This is a genomic window from Marinimicrobium sp. UBA4209, assembly GCF_002381585.1.
GTDB classification, from domain to species: Bacteria; Pseudomonadota; Gammaproteobacteria; order Pseudomonadales; family Cellvibrionaceae; genus Marinimicrobium; species Marinimicrobium koreense.
Window position 1 is genome coordinate 3183 of record NZ_DFTP01000074.1, and the last position, 10729, is coordinate 13911.

Below are 10729 nucleotides of genomic sequence, written 5' to 3' on the forward strand. Positions count from 1 at the left end.
CCCGGCTCACCAATGGACTGGGCGGCGATAACCCCCACCGCTTCACCCTGGTTGACACGATGCCCGCGGGCAAGGTCACGGCCGTAGCACATGGAGCAGACGCCGTTGCGCGAGGCACAGGTCACCGGAGAGCGGACAATCACTTCGTCGATACCCATGGCTTCGACGCGCTCAACCCAGGCCTCGTCAATCATGGTACCCGCAGGCACCAAGATTTCGTCGCTTTCGGGACGAATCACGTCGCGAGCCACAATACGACCCAGGATACGGTCGCCGAGTGACTCGATGACGTCACCGCCTTCAATCACCGGCGACATCTTCAGACCTTCATCGGTGCCACAGTCCACGGAGGTGACCACCAGATCCTGGGACACATCCACCAGACGGCGGGTCAGGTAACCGGAGTTGGCGGTTTTCAGAGCCGTATCCGCCAGACCTTTACGAGCACCGTGAGTGGAGATGAAGTACTGCAGTACGTTCAGACCTTCACGGAAGTTGGCGACAATCGGCGTCTCAATAATGGAGCCGTCTGGACGGGCCATCAGGCCACGCATACCGGCCAACTGACGAATCTGCGCCGGGGAACCACGAGCGCCCGAGTCAGCGTACATAAAGACCGAGTTGAAAGAATCCTGTTCCTCTTCCTCGCCTTCTTTATTGGTCACAAACTCTTTACTGATACCTTCCATCATCGACTTGGCTACCAGGTCGTTCGCCCGGGACCAGATATCGATGACTTTGTTGTATTTCTCGCCCGCAGTCACCAGACCGGAGGCAAACTGGGTTTCAATCTCCTTAACTTCTTTTTCCGCACGGCCGATGATGCCGGCCTTCTCTTCCGGAATGGTGAAGTCATTCACACCAATGGAGGCACCGGATTTGGTGGAGAAGTCATAACCCATGTACATCAGGCGGTCAGCGAAGATAACGGTCGCTTTCAGGCCCACCACGCGGTAGCAATAGTTGATCACCGCAGAGATGGCCTTTTTCACCATCGGACGGTTGATCTGCTCGAGCGGAATGCCCTCGGGAGCAATCTCCCACAGCAGCATACGGCCCACCGTGGTATCGACGATGTGGGTTTTCTCTTCGCGCTCACCTTCGGCACCCACCAGGGTTTCCTTCAGCCGCACTTTGATGCGTGCCTGCAGGTCCACCTGTTTGGCATAGTAAGCACGGGACACTTCCGCCACATCAGAGAACACCATACCTTCGCCCTGAGCGTTAATGCGCTCGCGCGTCATCCAGTACAGGCCCAGAACCACGTCCTGAGACGGTACGATGATCGGGTCACCGGAAGCCGGTGACAGGATGTTGTTGGTGGACATCATCAGGGCGCGGGATTCGAGCTGCGCCTCCAGAGTCAACGGTACGTGTACCGCCATCTGGTCACCGTCGAAGTCGGCGTTGTAGGCCGCACAGACCAGCGGGTGCAGCTGAATCGCCTTACCTTCAATCAGAACCGGTTCGAACGCCTGAATACCCAGACGGTGCAGAGTCGGTGCGCGGTTCAGCAGAACCGGGTGCTCGCGAATCACTTCGTCCAGAATGTCCCACACCACGGCCTCTTCACGCTCTACCATTTTCTTGGCGGCTTTGATGGTCGTGGCCAGGCCGCGCAGCTCCAGCTTGCTGAAGATGAACGGCTTGAACAGCTCCAAGGCCATCTTCTTGGGAAGACCACACTGGTGCAGTTTCAGGGTCGGGCCCACAACGATCACCGAACGACCGGAGTAGTCCACACGCTTACCGAGCAGGTTCTGACGGAACCGGCCCTGCTTACCCTTGATCATGTCGGCCAGGGATTTCAGCGGGCGCTTGTTGGAGCCGGTGATGGCGCGGCCGCGACGACCGTTATCCAACAGGGCATCCACGGATTCCTGGAGCATGCGCTTTTCGTTGCGCACGATGATGTCCGGCGCGTTGAGATCCAACAGCCGCTTGAGGCGATTGTTGCGATTGATCACGCGACGATACAGATCGTTCAGATCCGAGGTGGCAAACCGGCCGCCATCCAGCGGAACCAGAGGACGAAGATCCGGCGGCAATACCGGCAGCACTTCCATCACCATCCACTCCGGTTTGTTACCGGAATGAACGAAAGCTTCCAGCAGCTTCAGACGCTTGGAGAACTTCTTGATCTTGGTTTCGCTGTTGGTGTTCGGAATCTCCTCACGCAGACGATTAACTTCCGCTTCCAGATCGATGTCTTTCATCAGGATCTGGATGGCTTCCGCCCCCATCTTCGCTTCGAACTCGTCACCAAACTCTTCCATCGACTCGAAGTACTGCTCATCGGTGAGCAGCTGGCCACGCTCGAGCGTGGTCATACCTGGGTCGGTGACCACGTAGGATTCAAAGTACAGCACCCGCTCGATATCGCGCAGGGTCATGTCCAGCAGCAAGCCGATGCGGCTGGGCAGAGACTTCAGGAACCAGATGTGAGCAACCGGGCTCGCCAGCTCAATGTGGCCCATACGCTCGCGACGCACCTTGGCCAGCGTGACTTCAACGCCACACTTTTCACAGATGATGCCGCGGTGCTTCATGCGCTTGTACTTGCCGCACAGACACTCGTAGTCTTTCACCGGGCCAAAGATCTTGGCACAGAACAGACCTTCACGCTCAGGCTTGAAGGTACGGTAGTTGATGGTTTCGGGCTTTTTAACTTCCCCGAACGACCAGGATCGAATCATTTCCGGCGAAGCCAGGCTGATCCGAATGGAGTCAAATTCTTCGACTTGTCCCTGGGACTTGAGCAAATTCAGTAAGTCTTTCAAGGCGTTTTCTCCAGTAAGCTCTAGTGGGCATCAGTGCGCGGGTTCCGCACAGCGAGGCCGGCAAATCCGGCCCCGCACCTTAAGTGGGTCCAGCGGGCTAGTCGTCTTGCTCCAGCTCCATACTGATCCCGAGCGAGCGAATCTCTTTCACCAACACGTTGAAGGATTCGGGCATACCGGGCTCCATCCGGTGGTCGCCATCCACGATGTTCTTGTACATCTTGGTCCGACCGGCCACATCGTCCGACTTGACGGTCAGCATTTCCTGCAGGGTGTAGGCGGCGCCATAGGCTTCCAGCGCCCAGACCTCCATTTCCCCGAAACGCTGGCCACCGAACTGGGCTTTACCACCCAGCGGCTGCTGAGTGACCAAGCTGTAAGAACCGGTAGAACGCGCGTGCATCTTGTCGTCCACCAGGTGGTTCAGCTTGAGCATGTACATATAGCCCACGGTCACCGGCCGGGTAAACTTGTCGCCGGTACGACCGTCGTACAAGGTGAACTGCCCAGAGTCCGGATAATCCGCCAACTTCAACAGCGCCTTGATTTCATGCTCCTGGGCACCATCGAATACCGGTGTTGCCATCGGCACGCCGCCGGTCAGGTTACGCGCCAGCTCCAGAATTTCTTCATCGCTGAACGATGCCAGATCTTCTTTGGTGAGCGAATCACCGGTTTTGTTGTAGATCTCTTCCAGGAAACCGCGAATATCCTTGACGGCTTTCTGTTGCTTGAGCATCTCGTTGATTTTCACACCGAGGCCCTTGGCCGCCATACCCAGGTGAGTCTCAAGAATCTGACCCACGTTCATACGCGAGGGTACACCCAGCGGGTTGAGCACCACATCCACCGGCTCGCCCTTGTCATCGTAGGGCATATCTTCAACCGGCATGATCACCGAGATAACCCCTTTGTTACCGTGACGACCGGCCATCTTGTCACCCGGCTGGATGCGGCGCTTGATCGCCAGGTACACCTTGACGATTTTCAGTACGCCCGGCGCCAGATCGTCGCCCGTAGACAGCTTGCGCTTCTTGTCTTCAAAGCGATCGTCCAGGATTTTGCGACGCTCGATCAGCTGAGCTTCGGCCGAGTCCAACTGCTCGTTCAGGGCATCTTCCGCCATGCGGATCTTGAACCACTGGTCCTTTTCGAGCTCGTCCAGTTTCTCGTCGGTCAGCACTTCGCCCTTCTTGACGCCTTTACCGGAGGACACTTTCTGTCCCACCAGCGCGGAGCGCAGACGACCGAAGATGGCACGCTCAACGATGCGGTATTCTTCGTTCAGATCCTTACGAACTTCGTCCAGCTGGTCGCGTTCGATTTCCAGACTGCGCTGGTCTTTTTCCAGACCATCGCGGGTGAATACCTGAACATCAATCACGGTACCCTTGGTACTGGCCGGCACACGCAGGGAGGTATCCTTGACGTCGGACGCTTTCTCGCCAAAAATGGCACGCAGCAGCTTTTCTTCCGGTGTCAGCTGGGTTTCACCTTTCGGGGTTACCTTACCGACCAGAATGTCACCGCCGCCCACTTCGGCGCCGATGTAAACAATACCGGAGTCATCCAGTTTGCTCAGAGCGCTTTCGCCCACGTTGGGAATGTCCGAGGTGATTTCCTCGCTACCCAGCTTGGTATCACGGGCGATACAGGTCAGTTCCTGAATGTGGATACTGGTAAAGCGATCTTCCTGTACAACACGCTCAGAAACCAGAATGGAGTCTTCGAAGTTGTAGCCATTCCAGGGCATGAAGGCGATGCGCATGTTCTGACCCAGGGCCAGCTCACCCATATCCACCGACGGACCATCAGCGAGAATGTCGCCACGGGCCACCACATCACCCACGTTCACGATGGAGCGCTGATTGATGCAGGTGTTCTGGTTGGAACGGGTGTATTTGATCAGGTTGTAAATATCGACACCGGCGTCGCCTTCTTCGACTTCGTTGTCGTTTACCTTGATCACGATCTTGCCCGCATCCACGCTGTCGACCACACCGCCGTGACGGGCGACCACACAGACACCGGAGTCCGAAGCCACGTTGCGCTCCATGCCGGTACCCACCAGCGGCTTTTCGGCGCGCAGTGTCGGCACCGCCTGACGCTGCATGTTCGAACCCATCAGGGCGCGGTTGGCATCATCGTGCTCCAGGAACGGAATCAGCGCGGCGGCCACGGACACCACCTGACGCGGAGACACGTCCATCAACTGGACTTCTTCCGGGCTCTTCAGGTTGAATTCGTTCTGGTGACGGACAGAAACCAGTTCCTCACACAGTTTGCCGTTCTTGTCGAGCTTGGCCGAGGCCTGGGCAATGACAAATTCTGACTCATTGATCGCTGACAGGAACTCAATGTCATCGGTCACCTTGCCGTCCACCACCTTGCGGTAGGGGGTTTCAAGGAAACCGTAGCTGTTGGTGCGCGAGTAGGTCGCCAGAGAGTTGATCAGACCAATGTTCGGACCTTCCGGCGTCTCAATCGGGCATACCCGGCCGTAGTGAGTCGGGTGTACGTCACGCACCTCAAAGCCGGCACGCTCTCGGGTCAGACCACCGGGGCCCAAGGCCGAGACGCGACGTTTGTGAGTCACTTCCGACAGCGGGTTGTTCTGGTCCATAAACTGGGACAGCTGGGAGGAGCCAAAGAACTCCTTCACCGCCGCCGCCACCGGTTTGGCATTGATCAGGTCCTGAGGCATCAGGCCTTCGCTCTCCGCCATAGACAGGCGTTCCTTAACGGCCCGCTCTACACGCACCAGGCCTACCCGGAACTGGTTCTCGGCCATTTCACCCACGGACCGCACACGACGGTTCCCCAGGTGATCGATGTCGTCCACGGTGCCCTGACCGTTACGGATCGAAATCAGCGTCTTCAGAACGTCCACGATGTCATCGTTGGACAGAGTGCCTTCACCGGTTTCGTCTTCGCGACCCAGGCGACGGTTGAACTTCATACGACCGACGTAAGAAAGGTCGTAGCGTTCCTGAGTGAAGAACAGGTTCTGGAACAGCGCTTCGGCCGACTCTTTGGTCGGCGGCTCACCGGGGCGCATCATCCGGTAGATTTCCACCAGCGCTTCCAGCTCGGTGCGGGTCGGATCCAGGCGCAGGGTATCGGAGATGAACGGACCGCAGTCCAGTTCGTTGGTGTACAGAGTCTCAATGGTCTCTGCACCCTGCTTTTCCAGAATCGCCAGTACTTCTTCAGTGATCTCGGTATTACACTCGACCAGCAGCTCGCCGGTCTCGTTGTCGATCACATCCCGAGCCAGGGCGCGTCCCAGCAGGTACTCGGGCGGTACGATCATCTCATCAACGCCGGCCTTTTCCAGCTGGCGGATATGACGGGCGGTAATCCGGCGGCCTTCCTCAACCAGAACCTTGCCTTTCTTGTCCTTGATGTCGAAAGTGGCCACGTCACCACGCAGGCGCGACGGCACCACTTTGAACAGGAACTGACCGTCCTTACCCACCTGGAAGGTACTGGTGTCATAAAACATGTCCAGCATTTCCTGGGAGCTGAAGCCCAGCGCGCGCAACAGAATGGTGGCCGGCAACTTACGACGGCGGTCAATACGCACATAAACCAGGTCTTTGGGGTCAAACTCGAAATCCAACCAGGAGCCACGGTAGGGGATTACGCGAGCGGAATACAGCAGCTTACCGGAGGAGTGGGTTTTGCCCTTGTCGTGATCGAAGAAGACACCGGGCGAACGGTGCAGCTGGGATACGATCACGCGCTCAGTACCATTGATGACAAAGGTACCGTTTTCAGTCATCACGGGAATCTCGCCCATGTAGACTTCTTGTTCTTTAATATCCTTGATCGCTTTGTTGGACGAATCGCGATCATAGATCATCAGCCGCACTTTCACGCGCAGCGGCACGGCGTAGGTCACCCCGCGCAGAATACATTCATTAACGTCAAACGCCGCCTTGCCGAGGCTATAGCTCACATACTCAAGCGCCGCGTTGCCGGAATAGCTGACAATGGGGAAAACCGAGCGAAATGCAGCATGCAGACCCATATCGGCCCGCTCTTCGGGGGGGACATCTGCCTGGGCAAATCGTCTGTACGAATCCAGCTGAATTGCCAAAAGGTAAGGAACATCCATAACATGCGGCAATTTGCCGAAGTCCTTACGGATACGTTTTTTCTCAGTGTATGAGTAAGCCATCTGTAATCCCCAGCTTGTTCACGGATCGGGCTGACACCGGGAGAAAGTCTCCACAGGCATCGTTGCTCTACCCTGCACTACCCGGCAAAAACCGTGGTAGGCTAACCATGACGAGGCGCTAAATCAGTGCCTGGTCACTACTTCGGCCGTTACCGACGACCGGAAACGGAAAAAGGCTGGCGGGCAAAAGCCCACCAGCCTCGGTCCAAAAACGCGTTTGGACAGACGAAGCACGAACCCAATTACTTGAGTTCGGCAGAAGCGCCGGCGTCTTCCAGCTTCTTCTTGGCTTCTTCGGCCTCTTCCTTGGAAGCGCCTTCTTTAACCGCCTTCGGTGCGTTCTCAACCATGTCTTTGGCTTCTTTCAGGCCCAGACCGGTGATTTCACGAACCGCTTTAATGACGTTAACTTTCTTCTCGCCAATGCCGGTCAGAACGACGTCAAATTCGGTCTGCTCTTCAGCGGCACCGCCAGCGTCGCCAGCCGGGCCAGCAACAACGGCAGCAGCAGCGCTAACGCCGAACTTCTCTTCCATTGCCTCAACCAGCTCGACAACGTCTCGTACGGACATTTCCGCAATCGCTTCGATAATATCTTCTTTAGTTACAGCCATGATGCTATTCCTACAAAATTGAGCAAGGTGCTCGTGGGTTCAGTTGAAGCGCCGAGTATCTCAGGCCGCTTCCTGTTCTTTCGCGTCGCGAACGGCCGCAATAGTGCGGACCAGTTTGCCAGCAGAAGCTTCTTTCATCACGCTCAGCAGTTTCGCCAGGGCTTCTTCGTAAGTCGGCAGAGTAGCCAACATAGAGAAGTCCACTTGCTCGCCTTCAAAGGCGGCCAGCTTGATCTGCAGCTGATCGTTACTCTTGGCGAACTCCTTGAGGATGCGGGCGCCCGCACCGGGGTGTTCGTTAGAGAAAGCGATCAGGGTAGGACCAACGAAGCTCTCTGTGAGACATTCGTAGTCACTACCGGCGAGCGCGCGACGGGCCAACGTATTGCGAACGACTTTGATCCAAACGCCGTTCTCGCGGGCCTCTTTGCGCAGAGCAGTCATGTCGCTTACGGTAACGCCGCGGGAATCCGCAACTACCGCTGACAGAGCGCTCTTCGCAGCTTCCTGGACTTCTGCGACAATCGCTTTTTTGCCTTCAAGTCCTAATGCCACGGGATTTCTCCTGGGTTTGACAGAGCGGGCCGAGGCCTTCTGTCGTTAACATCCAGTATCAGACCGATAAAGCCTGACACCCTAACTCGGTGATATTCTGTCCTCCGGCAAGCCGGAGCGGGTCCCACCGTCTGCGTAGGCTGCGAGCTGTATTGCTACAGTCTCTGTTATTAAGAACCGACTTAAAAACAGGCGGCTCACCTACGGTCTTTGACAGCCTGCGCCGAGGCGCAGACCCCAAAGCTCGTTGACCTCAAGGGCGCTTTAGATCGCCAGAGAGGATTGATCAATAACCAGGCCCGGACCCATGGTGGTGCTCAAGGCAATCTTCTTGAGGTACACACCTTTGGCGGTAGAGGGCTTGGATTTCTTCAGGTCATTTACCAGGGCTTCCAGGTTTTCTTTCACGGCCTGAGCGTCGAAAGAGATCTTGCCGATGCCGCCGTGAACGATACCGCCCTTCTCAGCGCGGTAGCGAACCTGACCGGCCTTGGCATTCTTGACCGCAGTCGCCACGTCCGGGGTTACCGTACCGGTTTTCGGGTTCGGCATCAGGCCACGGGGGCCAAGGATCTGACCCAACTGACCCACTACGCGCATGGCGTCGGGGCTGGCAACGACCACGTCGAAATCCATCTGACCGGCTTTGACCTTCTCTGCCAGATCTTCCATACCCACGATGTCAGCACCGGCAGCGGTAGCCGCTTCGGCGTTGGCACCCTGGGCGAACACGGCGACGCGTACGTCTTTGCCGGTGCCGTGGGGCAGAGTGGTGGCACCGCGAACGACCTGGTCGGATTTACGCGGATCAACACCCAGATTGATGGAAACGTCAAAGGTTTCCGGGAATTTCACACTGGACAGCTCTTTCAACAGCGCAACAGCTTCTTCAATGCCGTACTGCTTGCTGGCGTCCACTTTCTCGTTGATGGCGCGCTGACGCTTACTCAATTTAGCCATGTTACACGCCCTCCACTTCAAGACCCATGGCACGGGCAGAGCCCGCGATCGTACGCACGGCGGCGTCCATATCGGCAGCGGTCAAATCCGGCTGCTTGGTGGTCGCGATCTCTTCCAGCTGCGCACGAGTGACCTTACCGACTTTATCGGTATTGGGCTTGCCGCTGCCGGATTTGATACCTGCCGCCTTCTTCAGCAGGAATGACGCCGGCGGAGTCTTCATGGTGAAGGTGAAGCTGCGGTCGCTGTAAACGCTGATCACAACCGGGACCGGAGCGCCCGGCTCGACGCCCTGGGTCTGAGCGTTAAACGCCTTACAGAATTCCATGATGTTGACACCGTGCTGACCCAATGCTGGACCAACCGGCGGACTCGGATTTGCCTTACCCGCTGCAACCTGCAGCTTGATATAGGCCGTTACTTTCTTAGCCATAGTATTTACTCCCCAATTTGGGTGTTAGCGCCTCGAGAATGCCTTGGCAGGGTATTCCGTCTTCGGCTCCCCTCTCCGGATAATTTTTTATCCGGAGACACGAAAACCTCCCTTCACTCTTGAGCGAAGAAAGGTAAAAAAATACGGGCCTTCCTGGCTGACGTCTCCGTCAAAGGTCAGGTTTTTTCAACCTGACCGAACTCCAACTCAACCGGCGTAGAGCGACCAAAGATCAGTACCGCAACACGCAGCCGGCTCTTTTCATAGTTGACTTCTTCAACCACTCCGTTGAAGTCATTAAATGGCCCATCAATGACGCGAACCATTTCACCCGGCTCAAAAATCGTTTTCGGCTTGGGCTTTTCAATCGAGTCATCGACTCGCTGAAGAATGGCCTGGGCTTCTTTCTCGGTAATTGGCGCTGGCTGATCAGCCTTACCGCCAATGAACCCCATGACGCGGGGGGTATCTTTCACCAAGTGCCAGGTATCGTCATTCAGTTCCATTTGAACCAGGACGTAACCCGGGAAAAACTTGCGCTCACTTTTGCGCTTTTGGCCGCCACGCATTTCAACAACTTCTTCGGTGGGAACCAGAATCTCACCGAAATAGTCCTGCATGTTGTTGAGATCGACACGCTCCTTCAAAGACGCAGCGACTTTTTTCTCGAAACCGGAATAGGCGTGTACTACATACCAACGTTTAGCCATTTATCACCTACCCAATAATCAGGGATGCAATCCAGCCGAAGAACGTATCCAGCAGCCAGAGAATGATCGACATGACAATCACCACCGCGATCACGATCAGCGTGGTCTGATTGGTTTCCTGTCGGCTCGGCCAAACAACCTTGCGTACTTCGACCATGGATTCACGCAGAAGGCGCCACAAGCCAGCACCTTTCTCCGTCTGCAGAGCAATCAAAATGGCTACCGCAGCAACAACCAGCAAACCCAGCACACGGTACAACAGTGGCTCGGCGGAGAAGTGCGAGTTTCCAACAACCCCAACCGCAATAAGACCAAGCACCAGCAGCCACTTCAGTGGATCCATACGGTACTCTTTCGCTTCGGTTTTTGTATTCATAGGCTTGCAGAAACCTTAGTGCACTCTCGAAAGATGGCAGGCCAGGAGGGACTCGAACCCCCAACAGCCGGTTTTGGAGACCGGTGCTCTACCAATTGAACTACTGGCCTGTAACTTT

Annotated in this window: 8 protein-coding genes and 1 tRNA gene; all 9 read right to left on the reverse strand. The window is 56.3% G+C overall.

The window, feature by feature from the left end; all coding sequences use genetic code 11:
• Positions 1-2780, reverse strand: a 2780-nt coding sequence (gene rpoC, locus B3187_RS11040; RefSeq protein WP_286806442.1) for a DNA-directed RNA polymerase subunit beta', incomplete at its 3' end; no start/stop codon positions are given.
• A gap of 97 nt (positions 2781-2877) precedes the next feature.
• Positions 2878-6963 carry a DNA-directed RNA polymerase subunit beta gene (gene rpoB, locus B3187_RS11045; RefSeq protein WP_123639567.1) on the reverse strand — a complete coding sequence of 1362 codons (4086 nt, stop codon included), beginning with the start codon at positions 6961-6963 and terminating at the stop codon, positions 2878-2880.
• Positions 6964-7205: 242 nt separating this feature from the next.
• A complete protein-coding gene (gene rplL, locus B3187_RS11050) occupies positions 7206-7577 on the reverse strand; it encodes a 50S ribosomal protein L7/L12 (RefSeq protein ID WP_286806443.1) in 372 nt (123 codons plus the stop codon).
• A gap of 60 nt (positions 7578-7637) precedes the next feature.
• Positions 7638-8132, reverse strand: a complete 495-nt coding sequence (rplJ, locus tag B3187_RS11055; RefSeq protein ID WP_024462572.1) for a 50S ribosomal protein L10 — start codon at positions 8130-8132, stop codon at positions 7638-7640.
• 264 nt (positions 8133-8396) lie between these two features.
• Positions 8397-9092 carry a 50S ribosomal protein L1 gene (gene rplA / locus B3187_RS11060; protein WP_286806444.1) on the reverse strand — a complete coding sequence of 232 codons (696 nt, stop codon included), beginning with the start codon at positions 9090-9092 and terminating at the stop codon, positions 8397-8399.
• A 1-nt stretch (position 9093) separates the two neighbouring features.
• Positions 9094-9525, reverse strand: coding sequence for a 50S ribosomal protein L11 (gene rplK, locus B3187_RS11065; RefSeq protein WP_123639570.1), 432 nt, complete (start codon positions 9523-9525; stop codon positions 9094-9096).
• 176 nt (positions 9526-9701) lie between these two features.
• Entirely contained in the window at positions 9702-10235 is a 534-nt protein-coding gene (gene nusG, locus B3187_RS11070; protein ID WP_024462575.1) for a transcription termination/antitermination protein NusG, read from the reverse strand.
• A 7-nt stretch (positions 10236-10242) separates the two neighbouring features.
• The gene (gene secE / locus B3187_RS11075) at positions 10243-10611 is read right to left on the reverse strand and encodes a preprotein translocase subunit SecE (protein ID WP_024462576.1); all 369 of its coding nucleotides are present in this window, start codon (positions 10609-10611) and stop codon (positions 10243-10245) included.
• A 34-nt stretch (positions 10612-10645) separates the two neighbouring features.
• A tRNA-Trp gene (locus B3187_RS11080) sits at positions 10646-10721 on the reverse strand.
• Between the last annotated feature and the right edge of the window lie 8 nt (positions 10722-10729).